Annotated in this window: 23 protein-coding genes and 1 pseudogene; 14 read left to right on the top strand and 10 right to left on the bottom strand. The window is 72.2% G+C overall.

Annotation, left to right across the window (positions count from 1 at the left end; all coding sequences use genetic code 11):
• Window positions 1-131 precede the first annotated feature (131 nt).
• Window positions 132-1,166, bottom strand: coding sequence for an alpha/beta fold hydrolase (locus ACGFR7_RS06150; RefSeq protein WP_393313634.1), 1,035 nt, complete (start codon window positions 1,164-1,166; stop codon window positions 132-134).
• 170 nt (window positions 1,167-1,336) lie between these two features.
• Here ACGFR7_RS06150 and ACGFR7_RS06145 point away from each other — a divergent pair, with 170 nt between their 5' ends.
• From ACGFR7_RS06145 to ACGFR7_RS06130, 4 genes are all read left to right on the top strand, one after another.
• A complete protein-coding gene (locus ACGFR7_RS06145; protein WP_393313631.1) occupies window positions 1,337-1,555 on the top strand; it encodes a hypothetical protein in 219 nt (72 codons plus the stop codon).
• Between the two features lie 148 nt (window positions 1,556-1,703).
• Complete coding sequence (locus tag ACGFR7_RS06140; protein WP_393313628.1) at window positions 1,704-2,345, top strand: TetR/AcrR family transcriptional regulator; 642 nt, start codon at window positions 1,704-1,706, stop codon at window positions 2,343-2,345.
• A gap of 139 nt (window positions 2,346-2,484) precedes the next feature.
• Window positions 2,485-2,712 carry a DUF3107 domain-containing protein gene (locus ACGFR7_RS06135; RefSeq protein ID WP_129294298.1) on the top strand — a complete coding sequence of 76 codons (228 nt, stop codon included), beginning with the start codon at window positions 2,485-2,487 and terminating at the stop codon, window positions 2,710-2,712.
• A gap of 392 nt (window positions 2,713-3,104) precedes the next feature.
• Window positions 3,105-3,395: a hypothetical protein gene (locus ACGFR7_RS06130; RefSeq protein WP_393313625.1), complete on the top strand. Its 291-nt coding sequence runs from the start codon at window positions 3,105-3,107 to the stop codon at window positions 3,393-3,395.
• Window positions 3,396-3,419: 24 nt separating this feature from the next.
• On the opposite strand, the gene ACGFR7_RS06125 is transcribed toward ACGFR7_RS06130, so the two are convergent.
• Window positions 3,420-4,157 (bottom strand): ferritin-like fold-containing protein, encoded by a 738-nt coding sequence (locus ACGFR7_RS06125; RefSeq protein ID WP_129294300.1) that lies wholly within the window; start codon window positions 4,155-4,157, stop codon window positions 3,420-3,422.
• A 564-nt stretch (window positions 4,158-4,721) separates the two neighbouring features.
• Between ACGFR7_RS06125 and ACGFR7_RS06120 the strand changes: the two genes are divergently transcribed.
• The 3 genes from ACGFR7_RS06120 to ACGFR7_RS06110 all read left to right on the top strand — a co-directional run bounded on the left by ACGFR7_RS06120 (window position 4,722) and on the right by ACGFR7_RS06110 (window position 8,519).
• A complete protein-coding gene (locus ACGFR7_RS06120; RefSeq protein ID WP_393313622.1) occupies window positions 4,722-6,905 on the top strand; it encodes a DEAD/DEAH box helicase in 2,184 nt (727 codons plus the stop codon).
• A 119-nt stretch (window positions 6,906-7,024) separates the two neighbouring features.
• A complete protein-coding gene (locus tag ACGFR7_RS06115) occupies window positions 7,025-7,891 on the top strand; it encodes an alpha/beta fold hydrolase (protein ID WP_393313619.1) in 867 nt (288 codons plus the stop codon).
• A 148-nt stretch (window positions 7,892-8,039) separates the two neighbouring features.
• A complete protein-coding gene (locus tag ACGFR7_RS06110) occupies window positions 8,040-8,519 on the top strand; it encodes an SRPBCC domain-containing protein (RefSeq protein WP_393313616.1) in 480 nt (159 codons plus the stop codon).
• A gap of 87 nt (window positions 8,520-8,606) precedes the next feature.
• Here ACGFR7_RS06110 and ACGFR7_RS06105 read toward each other — a convergent pair whose 3' ends face one another.
• Window positions 8,607-9,533: an NYN domain-containing protein gene (locus tag ACGFR7_RS06105; protein WP_393313613.1), complete on the bottom strand. Its 927-nt coding sequence runs from the start codon at window positions 9,531-9,533 to the stop codon at window positions 8,607-8,609.
• A gap of 203 nt (window positions 9,534-9,736) precedes the next feature.
• On the opposite strand from ACGFR7_RS06105, the gene ACGFR7_RS06100 reads away from it, so the two are divergent.
• Window positions 9,737-9,889 (top strand): hypothetical protein, encoded by a 153-nt coding sequence (locus tag ACGFR7_RS06100; protein ID WP_393313610.1) that lies wholly within the window; start codon window positions 9,737-9,739, stop codon window positions 9,887-9,889.
• A 156-nt stretch (window positions 9,890-10,045) separates the two neighbouring features.
• Here the strand turns inward: ACGFR7_RS06100 and ACGFR7_RS06095 are convergent, their stop codons facing one another.
• The 3 genes from ACGFR7_RS06095 to ACGFR7_RS06085 form a co-directional block, all read right to left on the bottom strand.
• Window positions 10,046-10,651 carry a MarC family protein gene (locus tag ACGFR7_RS06095; protein ID WP_129294305.1) on the bottom strand — a complete coding sequence of 202 codons (606 nt, stop codon included), beginning with the start codon at window positions 10,649-10,651 and terminating at the stop codon, window positions 10,046-10,048.
• 210 nt (window positions 10,652-10,861) lie between these two features.
• Entirely contained in the window at window positions 10,862-11,716 is an 855-nt protein-coding gene (locus ACGFR7_RS06090) for a PHP domain-containing protein (RefSeq protein ID WP_393313607.1), read from the bottom strand.
• A gap of 263 nt (window positions 11,717-11,979) precedes the next feature.
• Window positions 11,980-12,618: a DUF6758 family protein gene (locus tag ACGFR7_RS06085; protein WP_393313604.1), complete on the bottom strand. Its 639-nt coding sequence runs from the start codon at window positions 12,616-12,618 to the stop codon at window positions 11,980-11,982.
• A 251-nt stretch (window positions 12,619-12,869) separates the two neighbouring features.
• Between ACGFR7_RS06085 and ACGFR7_RS06080 the strand changes: the two are divergent.
• Window positions 12,870-14,133 (top strand): annotated as a pseudogene (locus ACGFR7_RS06080) (MFS transporter).
• Window positions 14,134-14,247: 114 nt separating this feature from the next.
• Here the strand turns inward: ACGFR7_RS06080 and ACGFR7_RS06075 are convergent.
• A complete protein-coding gene (locus tag ACGFR7_RS06075; protein WP_088799787.1) occupies window positions 14,248-14,832 on the bottom strand; it encodes a suppressor of fused domain protein in 585 nt (194 codons plus the stop codon).
• A 525-nt stretch (window positions 14,833-15,357) separates the two neighbouring features.
• Here ACGFR7_RS06075 and ACGFR7_RS06070 point away from each other — a divergent pair.
• Together ACGFR7_RS06070 and ACGFR7_RS06065 are read left to right on the top strand one after the other, a co-directional pair.
• The gene (locus ACGFR7_RS06070) at window positions 15,358-16,485 is read left to right on the top strand and encodes a magnesium and cobalt transport protein CorA (protein ID WP_393313601.1); all 1,128 of its coding nucleotides are present in this window, start codon (window positions 15,358-15,360) and stop codon (window positions 16,483-16,485) included.
• 197 nt (window positions 16,486-16,682) lie between these two features.
• Window positions 16,683-17,222, top strand: a complete 540-nt coding sequence (locus ACGFR7_RS06065; protein WP_393313598.1) for a hypothetical protein — start codon at window positions 16,683-16,685, stop codon at window positions 17,220-17,222.
• Between the two features lie 41 nt (window positions 17,223-17,263).
• On the opposite strand, the gene ACGFR7_RS06060 is transcribed toward ACGFR7_RS06065, so the two are convergent.
• Window positions 17,264-18,043, bottom strand: a complete 780-nt coding sequence (locus ACGFR7_RS06060; RefSeq protein ID WP_393313595.1) for a hypothetical protein — start codon at window positions 18,041-18,043, stop codon at window positions 17,264-17,266.
• A 197-nt stretch (window positions 18,044-18,240) separates the two neighbouring features.
• Between ACGFR7_RS06060 and ACGFR7_RS06055 the strand changes: the two genes are divergently transcribed.
• The 3 genes from ACGFR7_RS06055 to ACGFR7_RS06045 are packed head-to-tail and all read left to right on the top strand — an operon-like array spanning window position 18,241 to window position 21,322.
• Complete coding sequence (locus ACGFR7_RS06055) at window positions 18,241-19,548, top strand: magnesium transporter MgtE N-terminal domain-containing protein (RefSeq protein WP_393313592.1); 1,308 nt, start codon at window positions 18,241-18,243, stop codon at window positions 19,546-19,548.
• Window positions 19,538-20,119, top strand: coding sequence for a DUF1003 domain-containing protein (locus ACGFR7_RS06050; protein WP_393313589.1), 582 nt, complete (start codon window positions 19,538-19,540; stop codon window positions 20,117-20,119). The genes ACGFR7_RS06055 and ACGFR7_RS06050 overlap by 11 nt, the downstream gene beginning before the upstream one ends.
• Before the next feature lie 42 nt (window positions 20,120-20,161).
• Entirely contained in the window at window positions 20,162-21,322 is a 1,161-nt protein-coding gene (locus ACGFR7_RS06045) for an Mrp/NBP35 family ATP-binding protein (protein ID WP_393313586.1), read from the top strand.
• A 180-nt stretch (window positions 21,323-21,502) separates the two neighbouring features.
• Here ACGFR7_RS06045 and ACGFR7_RS06040 read toward each other — a convergent pair whose 3' ends face one another.
• On the bottom strand, window positions 21,503-22,165 hold the full coding sequence (locus ACGFR7_RS06040) for a hypothetical protein (RefSeq protein WP_393313583.1): 663 nt from the start codon (window positions 22,163-22,165) through the stop codon (window positions 21,503-21,505).
• A gap of 119 nt (window positions 22,166-22,284) precedes the next feature.
• Window positions 22,285-22,770 carry a sec-independent translocase gene (locus ACGFR7_RS06035; protein ID WP_393313580.1) on the bottom strand — a complete coding sequence of 162 codons (486 nt, stop codon included), beginning with the start codon at window positions 22,768-22,770 and terminating at the stop codon, window positions 22,285-22,287.
• Window positions 22,771-22,880 lie beyond the last annotated feature (110 nt).

Below are 22,880 nucleotides of genomic sequence, written 5' to 3'. Positions count from 1 at the left end.
GCGTCCGGAGCCCGAACCGGAGCCGGGCGAACCGTCTCCCGAGGGGGTATTGCCGGGCGGACCTGCCGTCTCCGGGCTTTCCGCAGCGGTCTCCGGCCGGCCTCGGCGGCTATGGCGTCCCACGGGGCGTGTCAGCTCCTGCCCGCATCAGCGGTCACGTCGGTCACTTCACTGTCGAGCAGTTCGCGGACGGCCCGCGCCACTGTCTCCGGGTATTCCATCATCGCCACATGCCCCGCCTCCGGCAGCGTCAGCAGTCGCGAACCGCGGAACGCCGCGGCCGCCCGCCGTGCCATCCGGTAGGAGACCAGGCGGTCGCGTCCACCGTAGACGAGAAGGGTGGGGGCGAGAACTCTCTCTGCCTGACGCCACAAATTATGCTGTCCGCCCAGCGTGTAGGCGTTCACCAGACCGCGGGTCGAGCGCTGCATGACCTCCCAGAAATACGGGAGTTCCAGCCGTCGCGCATATTCCTCGGCCGCGGCGTTGAACCCTTCCGGGCTGACCCGGCCGGGGTCGCCGTAACAGAGCGCCAGCACCTCGCGGGTGCGGCGCTCGGGCGTCCAGTCATGGGTGAGCCGGCCGAAGAGCCCGGCGATACCGGGGACGGCGAGCAGCGCCGTGGGCACCGCGGTCAGCTGCGGCGGCACTTCGGGCAGCGCCGGGGAGATCAGCGTCAGGGTGCGGACGAGGTCGGGCCGCACCGACGCCACCCGGGTCGACGCGGCACCGCCCATGGAGTTGCCGATGAGGTGGACGGGGCCGCGCCCGGCCGCGTCGAGGTACCGGATGACCGCGCGGGCCTGCGCCGAGACGGAGTAGTTGCCGTCGCGGGGCGGCGGTGAGTGGCCGAAGCCGGGCAGGTCGATCGCCTCGCCGTCCACCCGGTCGGCGAGCAGCGGCATCAGGTCCGACCAGTTCTGTGAGGAGCCGCCGAGACCGTGGAGGTAGAGCGCGGGCTCGCGCTCCCCCGCGGCGCCGTCGCCCGCGGCCTCCTCCGCTCCGTCGTCCCCGCGCGCGGGCCGCCCGGCGGGTGCCCGTACGGTCAGCGTCAGGCTCGGCAGGGTCACGGTGCGCACCGTCTCCGCCCCGCCGTGCCGGCCCGGGCCGGCCGGTGGCACCGGGAGAGCGGCGGTCGCGGTGTCCGGCGACTCGGTCGAAGACATGGGGACGATGTTACGAGACGATCACACCCTCGATCGTGTGTCCGCGGTCACACACCGCATCGCGCTGCCGCGGCCACTCTCCTACGCTCGTAGGCGAGGGCAGCCGCCCCGGCCCCTGCTTTCATGCCAGGCACCAGCCGACGATCGAGCACGCGGAAAAGGGAGCCACCATGCGCGTCGACCCGACAGACCCGGAGACCTTCGCGGACGAGAGCGACGCCACCGATATCGACGTCGAAGCCCCCGAAGCGGACACCGCCGAGCAGTACGCCGATCTCGCACCGCGGCGGGACGAGCCGGTGACCGCCCACGATCCGGACGAGGCGAACGAGGCAGATCTCGCCGAACAGGCCCGTGTCGTGGAGCTCAACGAAGACGAATACCGATGACCTGGGACGTTTTGTCGGCTTCCGAGAGGGGCGCCGGTCAGAAATTCTCGGCCTCGACCGCGCACAGCCGGGTTACCCAAAAGTACGATGGCGGGCGCGGTGCACCACCTTGCACGGACCGCGCACGGAACAACTTCTGGGAGGCAGCGTGAGCGCCATCGAGCAGACCGAGGCGGCGCGCCCGCGGGGCACACGCCTGCCACGACGGGCCCGGCGCAATCAGCTTCTGGGCGCCGCCCAGGAGGTCTTCGTCGCGCAGGGCTACCACGCGGCCGCGATGGACGACATCGCCGAGCGGGCGGGCGTCAGCAAGCCCGTGCTCTACCAGCACTTCCCGGGCAAGCTGGATCTCTACCTCGCCCTGCTGGACCAGCACTGCGAGGCCCTGCTGCAGTCGGTGCGCGCGGCGCTGGCGTCGACGACCGACAACAAGCAGCGGGTCGCCGCCACCATGGACGCCTACTTCGCGTACGTGGAGGACCCGGGCGGCGCCTTCCGACTGGTGTTCGAGTCGGACCTCACCAATGAGCCGGCGGTCCGCGAGCGCGTGGACAAGGTGTCGCTGGAGTGCGCCGAGGCCATAAGCGCGGTGATCGCCGAGGACACCGGCCTGTCGCGGGACGAGTCGATGCTGCTCGCCGTGGGCCTGGGCGGCGTCTCCCAGGTGGTGGCACGGTACTGGCTGTCCTCGGAGAGCAAGGTGCCGCGGGACACCGCGGTGCAGCTGCTGACCTCCCTCGCGTGGAAGGGCATCGCCGGCTTCCCGCTGCACGGCAGCGACACGCACTGACCGTGTTCGCTGCAGGCGTGGTCCAGGGCGTCCTGCGCATCCCCGGACCGGGCTAATGTGTGCTGCGTACGGCGCGATGACCGCGCATCCTCCCCCAGCTGACGCTGGGGATCCCCGGACCGTCGGAGGGACAAAAGCCGTGGAGGTCAAGATCGGCGTGCAGCACGCACCCCGCGAGATCGTTCTGGAGAGCGGGCAGTCTGCCGAAGAGGTCGAGAGCGCGGTGTCCGACGCGCTGGGCGGCAAGTCACAGCTGCTGAGCCTGGTGGACGACCACGGTCGCAAGGTCCTGGTCCCGGCGGACCGGCTGGCCTATGTGGAGATCGGCGAGCCCACCGCCCGCAAGGTCGGCTTCGGCGCGCTCTGAGCAGGGGGCGCCGGCTGCGGCGCCCGCAGGTGACAAGGGCGGCGGCCCGGAGATCTCGCTCCGGGCCGCCGCCCTTTTCCTGCCGCCTTCTACGCGTCGGCCCGTCGCGTCTCCCCGGATCTCACCGGATCGCCCGGATCTCACCGGATCGCCGGGTTCTCGCCGGATCGCCCCGGTTCCCCGCGCTTGTCCCCCGCCCGTCGCCGGCCCTGTCCGCCCGTCCCCGGCCCCTGTCCGCCGCTTTTCCGCAGATCAGGCCGTTCGAGTCGGTCCGGCTGGGCTGATCAGGCACGGGACCGCCGCCGGGAGGGTTGCTGCGGGTGCCCCCTGGGTACGACCGCCTGTGACCGATTTGTTCAGCTGATCGGCACCGTCACACGGGAGGGAACAGCATGATCTGGGAAGCGCTCGGCGCCGTGCTCATCGGCTTCGCCACCGCCCTGTCCGCCACGCGATGGCTGCCCGACCGTTTCCCCGCACGCACCCTCACCCTGGCGACCGGCCCGGTCGCGGCGCTGCTCGGCGCACTGCTGACCCGTTCGATCCTCGGCCCCGGCCACCCCGTCCAGGTGATGGTGGCGGCGGTCGCCGTGGGTGCGGCCCTGCTGTCGGTCGTGGCGCGCCCGCCGCGCCGGCGCTTTCGACGGCCGGCCACCCCCTTGAAGGGGCACCGGACGGCCTGAACCGCCCGGCGCGCCCCTCGCGGGTCAGGCCGCGAGGCCCAGCGCCGCCATCCGCTTGGTGTGCGCCTCGGTGATCCGCGAGAACATCCGGCCCACCTCGGCCAGGTCGAAGCCGTCGGCCACCCCGCCCACCAGCATCGTGGAGAGCGCGTCGCGGTCCGCGACGACCCGCTGCGCCTGCGAAAGCGCCTCGCCCATCAGACGGCGTGCCCACAGCGCGAGACGGCCGCCGACCCGCGGCTCGGCCTCGATGGCCGCGCGGACCTTCTCCACGGCGAACGTGGCGTGCCCGGTGTCGTCGAGTACGGCCAGCACCAGATCACGGGTGTCGGAGTCCAGCCGGGCCGCGACCTCGCGGTAGAAGTCACTGGCGATCGAGTCGCCGACGTAGGCCTTGACCAGGCCCTCCAGCCAGTCCGACGGCGCGGTCTGGCGGTGGAACTCGTCCAGCGCGGCGGCGAACGGCTCCATCGCCTCGTTCGGCTCCGCCTCGATCTGTGCAAGCCGCTCCCGCAGCCGCTCGAAGTGGTGGAACTCGGCCGAGGCCATCTTGGCCAGCTCGGCCTTGTCGTCCATCGTCGGCGCGAGCTTGGCGTCCTCCGCCAGGCGCTCGAAGGCGGACAGCTCGCCATAGGCGAGCGCGCCGAGCAGATCGATCACGGCGGCCCGGTACTGGGGCTCGGCGGATGCCTGCGCCCAGTCCTGGGCGGCGATCCCGGTGTGTGTGCGCGCGTCAGCGGCGGCGTTGTCAGGCGTTCCCATGACCGGCACAATAGCCCGCTCGGCCGTCCGGGGAAGTCCCTGGTCAGCCACTCCGGTTCGCCCGTACGAACGGCGGTCGGAGCCGGTGTCCCGGTACCTCGTCGGGCCGTGATGTATTCCTCACTCATACAAGCCTTCGGATGGGCGCGCCATATCCGGGGTACAGTGGTATTTGGACCTGCCGAGTATCGGTGGGTCGTTCCACGAAGCGGATGCCCGGTCGGTGGCCCGATCGGCTCCAAACCGACCGCCCTCTGACGCGGCGCGTAGCAGCCATACGCACGGCAAGAGGGACACCGCTCGCGGCAGGAGTGCCTGAGCGTTGGCAGTGGTCCCGCCCCACCGGCCGCATCATCAGGCCGGCCCCGTACGAACTCGTACGAAGGTGCGGTACGACCCCCTTCGCCGCCTCACGCCGCGTCTCACAGAAGAGGCAAGATTCTGTCTACATTTCGAGACCTCGGGATTTTCCCCGAGACGGCCGAGGCCCTGGAAGCCGTCGGCATCATCTCTCCCTTTCCCATCCAGGAGCTGACGCTCCCCGTCGCCCTCTCCGGCAACGACGTGATCGGCCAGGCCAAGACCGGCACGGGCAAGACCCTGGGCTTCGGCCTGCCGCTCCTGGAGCGCGTCACGGTCCCCGCCGACGTCGAGGCCGGCCGCGCCAAGCCCGAGCAGCTGACCGAGGCGCCGCAGGCCCTGGTGGTCGTGCCCACCCGTGAGCTGTGCCAGCAGGTCACCAACGACCTGCTCACCGCCGGCAAGGTGCGCAACGTCCGCGTCCTGGCGATCTACGGCGGCCGGGCCTACGAGCCGCAGGTCGAGGCGCTGAAGAAGGGCGTCGACGTCGTCGTCGGCACGCCCGGCCGGCTGCTCGACCTCGCCGGTCAGCGCAAGCTCAACCTCTCCCAGGTCAAGAGCCTGGTGCTGGACGAGGCCGACGAAATGCTCGACCTGGGCTTCCTGCCCGACGTCGAGAAGATCATCCAGCTGCTGCCGGTCAAGCGCCAGACGATGCTGTTCTCCGCGACCATGCCCGGCCAGGTCATCTCCCTGGCCCGCCGTTACATGTCGCAGCCCACGCACATCCGCGCCACCGCGCCGGACGACGAGGGCCAGACCGTCCGCAACACCGCCCAGCACGTCTTCCGGGCCCACTCCATGGACAAGCCGGAGATGGTCGCCCGCATCCTGCAGGCCGAGGGCCGTGGCCTGGCGATGGTGTTCTGCCGTACGAAGCGGACCGCCGCCGATATCGCCGACCAGCTCGCGCGCCGTGGCTTCGCCTCCGGCGCGGTGCACGGCGACCTCGGCCAGGGCGCCCGCGAGCAGGCGCTGCGCGCCTTCCGCAACGGCAAGGTCGATGTCCTGGTCTGCACCGACGTCGCCGCCCGCGGTATCGACGTCGAGGGTGTGACGCACGTCATCAACTACCAGTCGCCCGAGGAGGAGAAGACCTACCTGCACCGCATCGGCCGTACGGGCCGGGCGGGCGCCAAGGGCACCGCGGTCACCCTCGTCGACTGGGACGACATCCCGCGCTGGAAGCTGATCAACAAGGCGCTGGACCTGGCGTTCGACGAGCCGGAGGAGACCTACTCCACCTCGCCGCATCTGTACGAGCAGCTGAACATCCCCGCGGGTACCAAGGGCGTGCTGCCGCGCAACGAGCGCACCCGCGCCGGGCTGGCCGCGGAAGAGGTCGAGGACCTGGGCGAGACCGGCGGCCGTGGCCGCGGCCCCCGTAAGGGCGCCGTCGTCGAGGAGGAGCGCCCCCAGCGCACCCGCACGCCGCGGCAGCGCCGCCGTACCCGTGGCGGTACGGCGCTGGACGAGGCGGCCGCCGCCGAAGCGCAGGCGACCGCGTCCCCTGCCGTCGCCGAGGGCACCGAAGGTGCGGAGACCTCCGGGCCGCGTCAGCCGCGCCGGCGTCGCCGGACCCGCGGCAGCCAGACCTCGGGCGCGGCGACCGTCCCGGCCCCGGCCGCCGAGGCCGGGGGCGCCCCCGCCAAGGTGACCCAGGCTGCCCCCAAGGTGGCGGAGACCGCCCCCGAGGTGACCCGGGCTGCCGCCGTGGCGACCGAGGCTCCGGCCGAGCCCGCCAAGCCGCGCCGCCGCCGGACCCGCCCCGTCCGTCCGGAGGACACCGGGAGCTTCCAGACCGTGGAGACCGCCGCGAGCGCGCTCGCGGCGGCGAAGGGCGCGGCGGTCATCGCCGACTCCGAGGCCGTGGCCGAGCCCGCCGAGGCGCCGGCCAAGCCGCGCCGCCGGACCCGCAGCACCGCCAAGGCGGCCGCGGCGACGGCACCGGCCGCGGTGACGGAGACCGTCACGGACACCGCGGACGCCGCGGTGGAGGCTCCCGCCAAGCCGAAGCGGACCCGCAAGGCAGCCCCCAAGGCCGCCGAGGTCGTGGCGGACCCGGCCGAGGCCGCCGTGGAGGCGCCGGCCAAGCCCAAGCGGACCCGCAAGGCCGCGGCCAAGCCGGCCGCCGAGAGCACCGCCGACACCGCCGAGGCCGCCGAGGCCGCACCGGCCAAGCCCAAGCGGACGCGGAAGGCCGCGGCCACCACCAAGGCCGTGGCGGACGACGCGCCCGCCGCCGAGGACGCCCCGGCCAAGCCGAAGCGGACCCGCAAGGCCGCGGCCAAGCCGGCCGCGGAGGCGACGGAGGCCGCCGAGGCCAAGCCGGTGCGCCGCCGCACCCGCGCCAAGGCGCCCGCCGCCGAGGCCACGCCCGAGAGCTGAGCCTCCCCCCGGCTGACGCCGGGATCCCGGCACGACGACCCGGCGCCCGCACTGTGCGGGCGCCGGGTCGTCGGCGTCCCCGGCCCGGTTTTGCCGCCCGGCCCGGATAACCTCACCCCATGAGCAGGCCGCCCACCCTCACACTGCCCCCGTGCGCCCGTGCGTACCGACTCGACACCGAGCGCGGCGACTTCGCCGTGCAGGACGCCCGGCCCGATGCCGCGCCGATCGGGACCGCCCTGCTGGTGCCCGGATTCACCGGCAGCAAGGAGGACTTCATCGCCCTGCTGGCTCCGCTCGCCGCGGCCGGATTCCGGGCGGTCGCCGTGGACGGGCGCGGGCAGCACGAATCCCCCGGCCCCCGTGACGAAAGGGCCTACGCACAAAGGGAGTTGGCGCTCGATGTGCTGGCCCAGGCACGAGCCCTGCGGGAGCCGGACGGCGGTCCTGTGCATCTGCTGGGGCATTCGCTGGGCGGGTTGGTCACCCGGGCCGCCGTGCTCCTCGACGCGGCCCCGTTCCGCTCGCTGACCGCGCTCAGCTCCGGGCCCGCCGCCATCGAGGCGTCCCAGCAGGCCCGGGTGCGGTTGCTGATCGAGGCGCTGGGGACGCTCGACATGGAGAGCGTCTGGCGGGCGATGCGCGAGCTGGACCCCCCGGAGGCGGCGGACGTGTCGACGCCGCCGGAGATCGGCGCGTTCTTGTACCGCCGTTGGCTGAACACCGTTCCCGAGCAGCTGATCGCGACCGGCCGTCAGATGCTGGCGGAGCCCGACCGGGTGGCGGAGCTGGCCCGTACGGGACTTGCCACGCATGTCGTCTCCGGCGCCGTCGACTATGCCTGGCCGGTGCCGTCGATGGACGCGATGGCCGAGCGGCTGTCCGCCCGGCGCACCGTCATCGAGGGCGCCGAGCACTCCCCCAACGCCGAACGGCCGCAGAAGACGGCCGAAGCACTCGCCGGGTTCTGGAGCGGTGTGGGCTGAGCACCGCGCGGCCGTCGGGTAGCGCCGCCGCCCGTGTGGGCCGAGCGGACGGCGTCGCCAGGACAGCACGGGGTGGTTCGGCGAGCATCGAGGAAGGCGGGCCCCCACCGGCGCCCGGCCGGCACCGCTTCGCACGAAGGGCCCGACCATGACCGAGAATCCGTCGACTCCCCCGGCCGGCAGCGAGGACGATCCCCACGGCATCGCGCTCACCCGGACCTTCGACGCCCGCCGTGAACTGGTCTTCGAGGCGTGGACGACGCCCGAGCACTTTGCGTACTGGTTCGGCGGGGAGCTGGCGGTGCCGGTCGAGCGGGTGACGATGGACGCCCGGCCGGGCGGGGTCTGGACGCTGGTCATGCGCACCCCGGACGGCGGCGAGCTGCCGTTCTCCGGGGTCTACCGCGAGGTGGCCGCCCCGGAACGGCTGGAGTTCACCCTCAAGGACACGTCCGCACCGAGCTCCGAGGGTGAGATCGTCCGGGTCACCCTGACCGATCTCGGTGACCGTACGGAGATGGCCTTCCGCCAGCTCGGCGGCAACCTCACCTCCGAGCAGTACCGCCAGGCGGAGGCGGGCTGGGCGGGCTTCTTCGACCGCCTCACCGAGCTGCTGGCGCGGGCCTGAGCGGCCGGAGCGGCCTGCGGGCCGCGACGCAGCGGGGGTGCGCCGACAGCACCCGCTACCGGCGCCGGTTACGAGCCTGGTGCGGGCCTAGTACTGCCCCTGGACGTGGTCCCAGAAGCCGTCGCGCAGGACCCGCCGCAGATCGGCGTGGCTGCGCAGGGAGTGCCGCAGCAGCGCCTCCGCGGCGGTCAGGAGTTCCTGGTCGACGGCGCCGGGCAGATACGGGTGGCCCGGCAGCAGCCCGGCCACCCACTCGCGGCCGCGCTCCGCGAGCCACTGCGCGGCGACCTGCGCGCCGACGAAGCGGACCTCCTCACGGCTGGGCGCGGGCCCCTCGCCCGTCGCCTGGTCGCTGTACTCGACGCCGATCCGCCGGGTGACGTACGGCTTGCAGAACTCCAGGTCGAAGGTGCGCGCGCTGTCGACCTCCCACAGCAGCGGCTCGGCCTGATTGCGGCCGCCCGGGGCTTCGATGCCCCACAGATGCACCCGTGCGCCATAGCCCTGCGCCGCCTCGACCGCGGAGACCAGGTCCTCGTCGCCGCCGATGAGCAGCGCGTCGCTGATCGCGCGGTGCCGGGCCAGCGACTCCAGGTCGGAGCGGATCAAGGAGTCGACGCCCTTCTGCTGGTTGTTGGCGTTGAGGTTGCCGAGCCTGACCTTCACGTCGGGCAGCTCGGCGATCCGCTGCTGCTCCTGGGTGTGGATCCGGCGCCGGGCGCCGTCGTACCAGTAGACGCGCAGCAGCCGGCTGTCCGGGAAGATCATCCGGGCCTTGTCGATAAAGGCCTCGATGATCCCTTCGGCGTCGAGATCGAACGCCTTGCGGTCCTCCGTGCCGGTGACCAGCCGTCCCGCCGCGGCGTAGACATAGCCCGCGTCCACGAAGGCCGCATGGGTGGACGGGGTGGTGGAGACCTCCGCGAGCACCCGGGTGAGCAGCTCGTTGGTGCGCTCGATCCCGGCGGCGAGCGCGGTGAGGTCGGTGTGGCCCGTGGGCTGGACATCGTTCATACCGGCCCCATTCTCCGGGCGGCCACTCCGCGGGCACAACCGCGCTACCCCTTCGTACTTAGGCCGTCGAAATTTTTCTTTAGCGTAGGGAATGATTGCACTGGGCAGGTCGTTGTACAGGGACGGAGCGCCCGGCAGCGACGCCGGGCAGCTCGTATACCCAAGAGTTCTCCGCAGGAGGATCAGACGAAGGGAGAAGCCGTATGCGCTTCGAGATCATGCGCCTGGACGATGTCGACGGCGCCGCCGTGGACAGCACCGTCGTGGACGCCGCCTCCGTCAACCGGATCGTGCAGCAGGCCGCCGCAACGGGCCAGCGCATCTACATCCGCCCGGCCGGCACCGCCGCCCGCTGACACCCGCTCCGCCGCCCGACGGCGCGAGCACCCCGCCGGCCGAGCCCGCGCACGGCCGCACCGCACGAGCGCCCCCGTACGACGTACGGAGATCTCCGTACGTCGTACGGGGGCGCTGCGGTGTCCGCGGCCGGCTCCCGGGGCCCGGGAAGGGCCTCAGGCCCCCTGGATCACCTGCAGCACACCGTTGATGATCTGCTGCACCGCCAGGGCGGAGAGCATCATGCCCGCCAGCCGCGTCACCAGGACCACCCCGCCGTCCTTGATCACCCGGATGATCACCAGCGAGAACCGCATCACCAAATAGAGCACCACATGGATCGCCGCGATCGCCGTCCAGACGGAGAGCTGGGCGGCGAAGCCGTGTGCGTGCTGCACCGCGAGGATCACCGAGACGATCGCGCCCGGCCCGGCCAGCAGCGGCATGCCCAGCGGCACCAGCGCCACATTGACGTCCTTGGTCTGGGTCGGCTCCTCCGACTTCCCGGTCAGCAGATCCAGCGCGACCAGCAGGAGCAGCAGCCCGCCCGCGATCATCAGCGCGGGCGTCGAGATGTGCAGCCGCCCCAGGATCTGCCGGCCGAAGAGGCCGAAGACGGCGATGACGCAGAACGCGACGGTGGCCGCCTGCCAGGCCATCCGGCGCTGCACCTTGGCGGGCCGGCCGGAGGTCAGGCCCAGGAAGATGGGGGTGATACCAGGCGGATCCATGATCACGAAGAGGGTGACGAAGAGCGTACTGAAGACAGCGATGTCGAACACGGTGAAGGCCTTGCGAGAGGTGGTACGGGACGGGCGCTCACGGGCGGCGCGCGGGCGCGGATCCGTAAGGCGGCCAGGGAAAGGAAGAGGGGTGAGGGACGGGCACGGGCCACGGCGGGCACAGGGCGGAATCCGCATCCGCACCCACCGGTCAGGTGCCGGTGGCGGCCCGGGCGGGGCGTGCGCGGCGGCCGCCGGGCCGCGGCGGGGTCAGCCGCCCGTGCCGGGAACGGGGAAGGCGCCGGTCGCGCGGCGCACGATCTCGCCGTAGATCTCGGGGTCGGTGGTGTATTCGCCGAGCCGGCAGGTCTTGCGGCTGCCGTGGTAGTCGCTGGAACCGGTGGTCAGCAGGCCGAGGTCGGCGGCCAGGCCGCGCAGCCGTGCGCGGGTCGGCTCGTCGTGGTCCATGTGGTCGACCTCGATGCCGTCGAGACCGGCCGCGGCAAGGTGGGCGATCGCGCTCTCCGGTACGCAGGAGCCGCGCTTGACGGCCAGCGGATGCGCGAAGACGGTGACCCCGCCGGCGGCCTTGACCAGCCGGATCGCGTCGAACGGGTCGAGCTCGTGCTTGGCCACGTACGCCCGCCCGTCGTTGGCCAGCCACTCGGAGGTGAAGGCATCCGAGACGGAGCCGACCACGCCCAGGTCGACGAGGGCGGTGGCGATGTGCGGCCGTCCCACAGCGCCGTCGCCGGCGATCCGGGCGACCTGCTCCCAGGTGACCGGCACACCGAGCTCCCGCAGCTTGGCGACCATTCCCCGGGCCCGCGGCACCCGGTCGTCCCGCACCAGCTCGCGCTCACGGGCGAACTCCGGCTCCTCGGGGTCGAAGAGGTAGGCGAGCATATGGAGGCTCACCCCGTCGAGCCGGCAGGAGAGTTCGGCGCCGGTGACCAGCGTCAGCCCCGCGGGCAGCGCGGCCCGCGCCCCGTCGTGCCCGCCGACGGTGTCGTGGTCGGTCAGCGCGACGACGTCCAGCCCCGCGGCCGCGGCGCCGCGCACCAGCTCCGCGGGGGTGTCCGTACCGTCGGACGCCGTGGAGTGGGTGTGCAGATCGATGCGCACGACGCGGACTCCAGACTGCTGCGGGACGGATTCGGGACAGATACGGGACGGGGCCCGGCAGGAGGCCGGGTGACGGTACACCGTAGGGGACCCCAGAAGGATACCGGGCGGCCGGTAGCGCCCAAGGCCCGTCGGACGGTGAGGGAGGCCACCTCGGCGTCCACGTCTTTGGCGCCCGCCTCTCCGGCGGCCGTGCCGCAGCCGGCCGCATCTCCGGCGGCGGTGCCTCCGGCGACCGCATCCCCGTCCCCGGCGACCGCCCCTCAGCCCAGAATCCGCGGCGAGATGGCCCCGCACGGCAGCAGGTCCACCTCGGCGCCCGCCTCGCGCAGGTCGGTCAGCACCAGCTCGTCGTACAGCAGCAGCCCCGACTGCTCGGGCCAGGCGATGGCCCAGAGCCACAGCCCGCGCGCCTCGCCCGCGAAGACCGCACGGTCCGCAGGCGCACCGTCGACGTGCCACAGGGCAGTCGGGCGGCCGGCGGCGAGCACCTTGGCGTGCGGCGGCTTGTCCACGCACATATGGGGGCCGGGGTCGGGACCGTCGATACCGGCGTACCGCGCGCCGAGGCCGACGCCGAGCTCCTCGGCGATCAGCAGCAGTTCGCCGGGGCCGCCGAGCGGTCCGGGACCCGTGCACGCCACCGCGGTCGCGCGGCCGCCGCTGCGGTCGTCACCGGCACAGGCCACGCCGGTGAACAGCCAGCCGACCGGCAGCGGCCAGGGCATCCACACGGGCACCTGCGCGCGGTGCACGACAACGCCGAGCGCTTCGACGCTCGGCGGGACGACGGGCTGGAGTGGGTGCACGGTGCCGTGCAGCGCGCACTGCCAGGTGTCGGAGAAGAGACCGGGCGCCCGCACCCGGCCTCCGCACTTCGGGCAACTGGGTTCGCCCCTCATAGCCCTCCACGGTCCTCCAGGCCCGCCGCCGCGTCAAGGACGATCACCCCACCGGTGTGCCCCGAATCACGTGCGCCGGCGCGCATTTGACCGTTTCCCGGCCGCGCGCCCCGCCCGGCCGGGAAAGTAGTTGCCACTTGCACTCTTTAGCGTACCTAACTTATTGTGTGTAAACGTCAACGATCTCGGCGGTCCGGCGGGGCCGCGGGGATCAGGGGTACGCAACCGGCAACGGGAAGGAGATCCGCAGCATGAGCGGCACGAAGGGCGGCGGCCACGGCAGCGGCGCGGACGATCCGTTCGACGAGGGCGGCACGTCCCTCCTCCGCCAGCCGAAGGCCGTCTGGGCCACGGCGGGCGCCTCGGTCGTGGCCTTCATGGGCATCGGCCTCGTCGACCCGATCCTTCCCTCGATCGCCCGGGGCCTGCACGCCACCAACAGCCAGGTCTCCCTCCTCTTCACCTCCTACTTCCTGATCACCGCCGTCGCGATGCTCGTCACCGGCTTCGTCTCCAGCCGCATCGGCGGCCGCAGGACGCTGCTGGCCGGTCTGGCGCTGGTGGTGGTCTTCGCCGCGCTCTCCGGTATGTCGGGGTCGGTCGGCGAGCTCGTCGGCTTCCGGGCCGGCTGGGGCCTGGGCAACGCCCTGTTCGTCTCGACGTCGCTGGCGGTCATCGTGGGCGCGGCGGCCGGGGGATCCGCGGCGGCGATCCTGCTCTACGAGTCCGCGCTCGGCCTCGGCATGGCCTGCGGTCCGCTGCTCGGCGCGCTCCTCGGCGATATGAAGTGGCGCTACCCGTTCTTCGGCACCGCCGCCCTGATGGCCATCGGCTTCCTCGCCATCACGGCCTTCCTCAAGGAGCAGCCGAAGCCGGCGGCCAAGACCTCGCTCCTCGACCCGCTCAAGGCACTCGGCCACGGGGGCCTGGCCTCCACCGCCGTGGCCGCGTTCTTCTACAACTACGCGTTCTTCACGGTGCTGGCCTTCACCCCGTTCGTGCTGAACATGTCGCCGTACAAGTCCGGGGGGGGTCTTCTTCGCCTGGGGAGTGCTGCTCGCGGTGTTCTCGGTGATCGTGGCGCCCCGGCTGCAGCACCGCTTCGGCTCGCTCAAGGTCCTGGGCGGCTCGCTGCTGCTGCTCGCGGCCGACCTGGTCGTGCTGGGCTACGGCGACCACACCACCGCCATCGCCTGCACGGTCCTCTCCGGCGCCTTCATCGGCCTGAACAACACCGTCTTCACGGAGCTGGCCCTGGGCGTCTCGGACGCGCCGCGCCCCGTGGCGAGCGCCGGCTACAACTTCGTCCGGTGGTTCGCGGCGGCGGCCGCACCGTTCCTGGCGCCCAAGATCGAGGAGTGGACCGATATCCACCTCCCCTTCGTGGTCGCGGCCGGCGCCGCGGTGACCGGCGCCGGCATCGTCGCCGTCCGGCGCCGCGCGCTGACCACCGAGGCAGCGGCGCCGGCGCCGCGGCACACCGGACCGGACGCGGTCGCGGCCTTCGCCGACTGAGGCGGACGGGACACCGCGCACACCCCGCGGCCCGCCCGCGTACGGAAACTGACGCCCCGTCCGCCCTCTTCGGAGGGTGGACGGGGCGTGCGCCGTCGTACCGCCGCGCGCGGCTCAGTCGAGCGGTACGCCCGTCCGCAGCGGGTCGCGCAGATCCGTGCCGTGCTCCAGCCAGCGCTTCTCCAGGGCCTCGGCGCCGTGCACCCGCTTCCAGGCGGCCTCGTTGGGCGTCATCGGCAACAGCGGCAGGAAGCGGACCGGCTCCCTCGGCTCATCGAGTGCCAGGTCTTCGACGAGGCCCCCGGGCGAGGCGACCAGAACAGAGGTGAAGGCCGCCCCCGGCCACAGCGGCTCCCCCACGTCCAGCGAGGCCCCGGGAGCCACGACCACCCCCTCGACCTGCGGCGAGGCGGCGAGCACGGCGAGCGGCCTGAGCACCTTGTCGCTCTCCACGCGGCCGGCGCGTACCGACAGCAGGAGTTCGGCTCGCGGACCGCGCAGTGGATCGGCCAGCACGGCGGTGGGATCGGCCATGGGCTGCGCGGACATCCCGAGCGTGGCGTATCGCACCACCCCGTTGTCCACGAAGCGGAGGACCTCGATACGGTCGGTGCCGAGGAACGTGACGGCGGCGCGCGCGTCCGGCTCGCCCAGGGTCGTCCGCAACCGGGCTTCGACCAGCTCAAGAACGTCAGACATGCCGTGAGCATAGGCGGGAGCCTGTGCCCGGCCGTCACCGCTCCACGGGCTTCCCCCCGGGCTCCGTCCGGGACCCGGCGCAGCGTCTCCGTTCTTCGTATGGAACGGGCAAAGCGGCGCCGTAACACTGCAGGCGGCTGATAGCCTTGCCGTCTGCTCAGGGAATGACGTCGTCCCCCAACGGGGACCGGCCGGAGGAGGTGGGGCTGCGGTGGATCCGAGTCGACCGTGCAGTACCGATAGTTCTCCTGTCATCCCCTTCGCGCAGCGAATCTCCTGATCCGAGAGCTTCCGTACCCCGCCGCTCAGCGGCGAAACCAGGGAAGCACCTTTGCGCCGGATGTAGATGACGGAAGAGCGCCTTCGACTCTTTGTTCCGTGTTTTCTGCGAACTGCCGTCAGTGCCCTCGCACGAGCGCCGCCCGCTTTGCGGACGTACAGCCGATGACGCCTCGTACGTCCACGTTCCGGGCAGCGTTGCGCCCCGCGCTCGCCACTGACGGCCGGCCCGTGAAGGAGCCTGCCATGTCGATGATCCGTGACCTGCGCGCCGCCGTCCGCCCGTCCCGGCGGCGCGACAGCACCCCGTACCACTACGAGAAGTCCGCCCCGGTCTGCAGCAACAGCGCCATCGTCGACTGCGGCGTGTACCGCGAGGGCCGCCGGGTGAGCGAGCACGTCACCCCGGCCGAGGCGATGGCCTCGGTCCGCTCCGAGGGGGGCTTCGCCTGGATCGGGCTGCATGAGCCCACCGAAGCCGAATTCGCCGGTATCGCCCAGGAGTTCGGGCTGCACCCGCTCGCCGTCGAGGATGCCGTGCACGCCCACCAGCGGCCGAAGCTGGAGCGCTACGACGAGACCCTGTTCACCGTCTTCAAGACGGTCCACTACGTGGAGCACACCGAGCTGACCGCCACCAGTGAGGTGGTGGAGACCGGCGAGGTGATGTGCTTCACCGGCCGGGACTTCATCGTCACCGTGCGGCACGGTGGCCAGGGCTCGCTGCGTGCGCTGCGGCACCGGCTGCAGGACGACCCGGAGCTGCTGGCCAAGGGGCCGTCCGCGGTGCTGCACGCCATCGCCGACCAGGTCGTCGACGGCTATATGGCGGTGGCCGGCGCGGTCCAGGACGACATCGACGAGGTGGAGATCGACGTCTTCAGCTCGGGCACCAACGGCAAGGGCAACGGCGGCAAGGGTTCCCCCAAGGGCGGCGACGCCGGGCGGATCTACCAACTCAAGCGCGAGGTACTGGAGTTCAAGCGTGCGGTGTCGCCGCTGCTGCGGCCGATGCAGCTGCTGAGCGAGCGTCCGATGCGGCTGGTCGACTCCGACATCCAGAAGTACTTCCGGGATGTCGCCGACCACCTGGCGCGGGTCAACGAGCAGGTGCTGTCCTTCGACGATCTGCTCAACTCCATCCTGCAGGCCAACCTCGCGCAGGCGGCCGTCGCGCAGAACGAGGACATGCGCAAGATCACGGCGTGGGCGGCGATCTTCGCGGTCCCCACGATGATCGCCGGGATCTACGGCATGAACTTCGACTACATGCCCGAGCTGCACTGGAAGTTCGGCTATCCGGCGATGATGCTGGTGACGGTCGCCATCTGCTTCGGCATCCACCGCGGGTTCAAGCGCAACGGGTGGCTCTGACCGCTGTGGCCACAGTGGTCGGGGTGGCTGCTGTGACCACGGCCCCGCGGCATCGGGCCACGCGGCATCGGCCCGGCGGCACCCGGGTCCGCGGCCGCCGGGACCACCACGTCCCGGGCCGCCGCGTCCCGGGCCGCCGCGTCCCATCGTCCGGGCGGCCCCGGACCGCCGCGGCCGGGGCCATTAGGCTGGGCCGTATGACGGAGACCGTGTCGCAGGCCCTGCAGGATCGGGCGCTCATCGAAGAGGCCACGAAGAAGTCCGGCCTCATCTGGGTGCGGGGGAACGCCGGCCCGGCCCGGGCGCTGTGGCATCTGTGGCACGACCAGGCCGCCTGCCTCGTCGGGGGCGGGGACGGCGAACAGCCGCTGGACGACCTCGGGCTCACCGACGGCGGTACGGCGACGGTCACCGTACGCAGCAAGGACAAGGGCGGCCGGCTGATCACCTGGCAGGCCACCGTCGTCGAGCCGGCGCCCAGGAGTGAGGCCTGGCAGTCCGCCGTCGACGAGCTGAAGGGCAAGCGCCTCAACGCGCCGGATGCCGACACCCTCACGGAGCGCTGGGCCCGCGAGTGCCGGGTGCTGCGGCTGGTGCCGACCGGGGCGGCGGATCAGCGCCCCGGGCAGATGCCGGCGGACTCACACGCCGCGCCGCCGCTCGCGACCCCCGCGATCACCCGGCGTCCCGCGCCCGCGGCGCTGCCGAAGCTGCTGCGGCGGGGGCGCAAGGGCTGACGCCCGGGTGGTGAGGGCCGCGGCCCCGGCCCGGCCCTTTCTCAGCCCTTGCCGGAGATCTTGGAGCCGTAGTCCACGACCTGGCCCTTCGGCGGGGCCTTGAGGTCCACGCTCCGGCCCCAGTCGGCCAGCCGGACCACCCCGGCGCCGCCGGCGCGCTGGAGCCGCAGCGGGTAGGGCGTGCCCTCCAGGGAGACGTCCAGGGTGCCGCCGGAGCCCGCGCCGGCGGCCACCCGGACGGTGCGGACCCCGTCGATGTCGCTGCGGTTGTCGGTCGTCAGCTTGCCGTGCAGTCCGAGGAGGCCGGCGAGCAGTGTGTCCTTGTCGGTGAAGCCGCTGAAGCGCTGGTAGACCGGGTCGCTGGCGGGAACCTTCACGTATTTGCCCTCGAGCTTGCCCGCCGCCTGGTTGGGCTTGCCCGGGCCACCGCTCTTCTCGCCGGCCCAGAAGGCCGCGTTCGCCTTCAGGTAGAGCGCGTCGCCGACCCGCAGCAGCTGGAAGGCGGCCGCCTTCGTGGTCAGCTCCCCCTTCGCGCCGTCCTTCGCCAGCCGCATGTCGAGCTTGTAGGTGCGGCCCTGGCTGACGACATTGCCGGAGAGGTGCACGGTGTCCGCCCGCTGGGCCGCGGCCCGCGCCTTGGATTCGATCTTCGCGGCGGGCAGCTTCCCCACGCCGTTGGTGCCGGCGTCCGGGTCTTCCCCGCCGCAGCCCGTCACCGCCACGGCCAGTACCGCGCAGGCCGCCCCCACGAGCGCGGCCCGTGCCGTACGACGGGTTGCGGCCAGGGGGCGGGGGCCGGCGCCCGGGGGAATTGCGCTCACGTCGGCTGTGCCTCCTGATGCGGGTGACCTCGACAGCAGTACGGCAGCGTACCTGGGCCGCGCACGGTCTTCGGCGGGGTGCGTGGCGGTCACCCTACGGCCTCCTTCACCGGGGCGGCGCGGGCCGGGGCGCGTTAGCCTGAACCCGCATTGATGCCTTATTTCGGGGCTGAACGGGAGAAAGGGCGGCACTCTGCATGGCAGTGGTGACTCCCCGGGTCTTCGTCTCCCATCTCGCCGGCATCGCCGTCTACGACCCCAACGGCGACCAGGTCGGCCGGCTGCGGGACCTCGTCGCGCTGCTCCGGGTCGGGGACCGCCCCCCGCGGGTGCTCGGGGTGGTCGTCGAGGTGATCAGCAGGCGCCGGATCTTCGTGCCCATGACGCGGGTGACCGGGGTGGAGTCCGGCCAGATCATCATCACCGGCGTGGTCAATATGCGGCGCTTCGAGCAGCGGGCGTCCGAGACGCTGGTACTCGGCGAACTGCTCGACCGGCGGGTGCGCCTGGTGGAGACCGACGAGGAGGTCACCGTCCTCGACATCGGCCTCACCCAGCTGCCGGCCCGCCGCGACTGGGAGATCGACAAGGTCTTCGTACGGAAGGGCAAGGGCGGAGCGCTGCGGCGCAAGGGGGAGGTCCTGACCGTGGAGTGGTCGGCGGTGACCGGCTTCTCGCTGGAGGAGCACGGGCAGGGCGCGGAGAGCCTGCTCGCCACCTTCGAACAGCTGCGGCCCGCCGACCTCGCCGGCGTCCTGCACCACCTCTCCGCCAAGCGGCGCGCCGAGGTCGCCGCGGCGCTCGACGACGACCGGCTGGCGGATGTCCTGGAGGAGCTGCCGGAGGACGACCAGGTCGAGATCATCGGCAAGCTGAAGGACGAGCGGGCCGCCGACGTCCTGGAGGCGATGGACCCGGACGACGCCGCCGATCTGCTCTCCGAGCTGCCGGAGGAGGAGAAGGAACGGCTGCTGGCGCTGATGCGGCCGGAGGAGGCCGCCGATGTGCGGCGGCTGATGTCGTACGAGGAGCGGACCGCCGGCGGGCTGATGACCACCGAGCCGATCGTGCTGCGCCCGGACGCGACGGTCGCGGACGCGCTGGCGCGGGTGCGCGATCCGGACCTCTCGCCCGCGCTGGCCGCCCAGGTCTATGTCTGCCGGCCGCCGGACGAGACGCCCACCGGCAAGTACCTGGGCCTGGTGCACTTCCAACGGCTGCTGCGCGACCCGCCGTTCACCCTGGTCAGCTCGATCGCCGACACCGATCTGCCGGCCCTGCCGCCGGACACCCCGCTGCCGGAGGTGACCAGCTATCTGGCCGCGTACAACATGGTCGCCGCCCCGGTCGTGGACGAGAGCGGGGCACTGCTGGGTGCGGTCACCGTCGACGACGTACTGGACCATCTGCTGCCGGACGACTGGCGGGAGGACGGGCTGCACGGCCCGGCCACGGCCGGCCTGAACGGCGACCGCCCCCTGGGGGAGAGTGCGCATGGCCGGTGAGGAGCGGGAGGGCGCCGGTCAGCGGTCGCGGGCGAACGGAGCCTCGGCGATGCGCCGGGGCGCCGCGGACCGGCCGCGGGTGCGCCTCGACCAGCCGCGCGCGCCGCGCCGTACGTTCCTGCCGGAGTACGACCCGGAGGCGTTCGGGCGGCTTTCGGAGAAGATCGCGCGCTTCCTGGGGACCGGCCGCTTCATCGTCTGGATGACCGTCACCATCATCCTGTGGGTCCTGTGGAACACCACGGCGCCCAGCGGACTGAGGTTCGATCAGTACCCGTTCATCTTCCTGACGCTGGCGCTGTCCCTCCAGGCGTCGTACGCCGCGCCGCTGATCCTGCTGGCGCAGAACCGCCAGGACGACCGCGACCGGGTCACCCACGAGCAGGACCGCAAGCAGAACGAGCGGTCCATCGCCGATACCGAGTATCTGACCAGGGAGATCGCGGCCCTGCGGCTCGGCCTGGGCGAGGTCGCCACCCGCGACTGGATCCGCTCCGAGCTCCAGGACATGCTGCGGGATCTGGAGCTGCGGCAGCCGGCCGGCGCGGAGAGTGATGAACGCGACCGCTGACGGGCTTTCCGGAGGCACCCTCACGCGCCGTACCATCGGGACATGGCCAACGACATCCCCCCAGGCACCGCTCCGAGCGAGGACGCGGTCCGCGAAGCGCTCGCGACCGTGAACGACCCCGAGATCCACCGCCCCATCACCGAACTGGGGATGGTCAAATCGGTGGACATCGCGGCGGACGGCGCGGTGGCGGTCGTGGTCTACCTCACCGTCTCCGGCTGTCCGATGCGCGAGACGATCACCAGCAATGTGCGGGAGGCCGTCGAGCGGGTCGAGGGCGTCACCTCCGTCGCCGTCGAGCTGGACGTGATGAGCGACGAGCAGCGCAAGGAGCTGGCGACCTCGCTGCGCGGGGGCACCGCCGAGCGCGAGGTGCCGTTCGCCCAGCCCGGCTCGCTGACCCGGGTCTACGCCGTCGCCTCCGGCAAGGGCGGCGTCGGCAAGTCGTCGGTGACCGTCAACCTCGCCGCGGCGATGGCGGCCGACGGCCTGAAGGTCGGTGTCGTGGACGCCGACATCTACGGCCACTCCGTGCCCCGCATGCTGGGCGCCGACGGCAAGCCCACCCAGGTCGAGAACATGATCATGCCGCCGTCGGCGAACGGCGTGAAGGTCATCTCGATCGGCATGTTCACCCCGGGCAACGCCCCGGTGGTCTGGCGCGGCCCGATGCTGCACCGCGCGCTCCAGCAGTTCCTGTCCGATGTGTACTGGGGCGACCTGGACGTGCTGCTGCTGGACCTGCCGCCCGGCACCGGCGATATCGCCATCTCGGTGGCCCAGCTCGTGCCGAACGCCGAGATCCTGGTCGTCACCACCCCGCAGCAGGCCGCGGCCGAGGTCGCCGAGCGGGCCGGTTCGATCGCCGTGCAGACCCACCAGAAGATCGTCGGCGTGGTCGAGAACATGTCCGGGCTGCCCTGCCCGCACTGCGACGAGATGGTCGACGTCTTCGGTACCGGCGGCGGCGAGCGGGTCGCCGAGGGCCTGACGAAGACGACCGGTACGCAGGTGCCGGTGCTCGGCGCGATCCCGATCGACGTCCGGCTGCGCGAGGGCGGCGACGAGGGCAAGCCGGTCGTGCTGACCGACCCCGACTCCCCGGCCGGCTCGGCGATCCGCACGATCGCGGGCAAGCTGGGCGGCCGCCAGCGCGGCCTGCAGGGCATGTCGCTGGGCATCACCCCGCGCAACAAGTTCTGAGAGCGCATCCGCCGCGAGGCCGGATGACACGCAAGGGGCGGGCCCGTGCGGGCCCGCCCCTTTGCGTTGCCGTTCGGCTCTCTTCCTGCGCTGCCGTTCAGCTCTCCATGGCGTTGCCGTGCGGCCCTTCCCGCGTGCCGTCCGGCCCTCATACGCGGCGGACCGCATACGCGATACGCGTCAGCCCTCGTACTCGGTCAGATCCTTGATCACCGAGAAGCCCAGCCCGTACGCGCTCATCCCCCGCCCGTAGGCACCGATGTGGACACCCTCGTGCCCCTCGGGCCCCTCTGTCCCCTCGCCCGCCGAGCCGGCCAGGACCCAGCCGTACTCGGACTCGCGGTAGGCGAAGGACGTCGGCACGCCGTCCACCGGCAGCATCAGCTCGCTCCAGCTCCCGCCGCCGAGGTCGTCGGCCAGCTCCCAGGCGAGCATCGTCTGCTGGTCCAGCCAGTCCTGGCGCAGCGTCCGGTCCATCTGGGTCGGCCAGGTCTGTGCGAGCAGGCCCGAGCCGGCGAGCCAGGCGGCGGTCGAGACCGAGGTCGCCTCCAGTACGCCGGTGCCGTCGGCGCTGCGCCGTACGGGGCGGCTGGCGACCGTCACCACGACCGCGAACCGCTCGTCCTGCGGCGGTTCCACCTTGATGGTGGGCTCCTCGCCATGCCCGGTGGCGCCGTGCTCGACGGTGCCGTCCGCGGCTGCGCCGACCTGCATCAGCCAGCGCGGACCGGTGAACGCCTCGTCGAGGCCGTACCACGGGAACGCGGCCAGCAGATAGCCGTCGACCTTCCGGCCGGCCTCCGCGGACACCCCTTGTGCCGCTGTCCGACTCGTCGTCTCCATCTGCGCGGAGCCTCCTTGTTGCCCTGCGTCGTGGGCGGCCCGCCCCCCTCAGGCGACCGAACCCCGGACACCCGGAGCATAGCCATAGGCGTCAACACAGCCGGTCATACCGGTGTGTGTCAGGTGGCGTCGGCGTCGAACGGCGGACGCTCGTCCGGCTGAGGGCTTCCGGCCTTCTTCACCAGGTCAGGGCGGCCGGCGGAGGCGGCCGGGGACTCCTTGGACAGGCTGGGACCTGCCCCGTTCGAGGGCGTGGCGGAAGAGGCGCCGTCGTGGCCGTGGACGGCGTCGGTGACCTCGGCCATCTCCTTCTTCAGGTCGAAGCCGTTACGGATCTCCTGAAGGTCCTTGAGGCCGTACTCGTCCTTGTCCAGGACATGCTTGCGCACGAAGTTCTTGGGCTTGAGGTCTTCGAACTCGAAGTCCTTGAAGTCCGGCCCGAGCTCGCTGCGGATGTCTTCCTTGGCGCTGTCGGAGAACGCCCGCACCTTGCGGATGAAGCCCATGACGTCCTGGATGACCTTGGGCAGCTTGTCCGGACCGAAGACGAGCACCGCGAGGATCACGAGCGCCACCAGCTCGAGGGGTCCTATATCGAAGAACACCTAGCAGCTCCTTGGGTAATCCGCGGCCTTCGTCGGCCTATGGGCCAGGCCGCCTATCACGGTACCTGGCCCCGTACGTCGGGCGGGAGTCGCCCGCCCCAACACCATGC

Source organism: Streptomyces sp. NPDC048516 (assembly GCF_043199875.1).
In the GTDB taxonomy this organism is placed as follows: Bacteria; Actinomycetota; Actinomycetes; order Streptomycetales; family Streptomycetaceae; genus Streptomyces.
The sequence above is the reverse complement of the archived record's forward strand: the minus strand, read 5'-3'. Positions and strand labels throughout refer to the sequence as shown.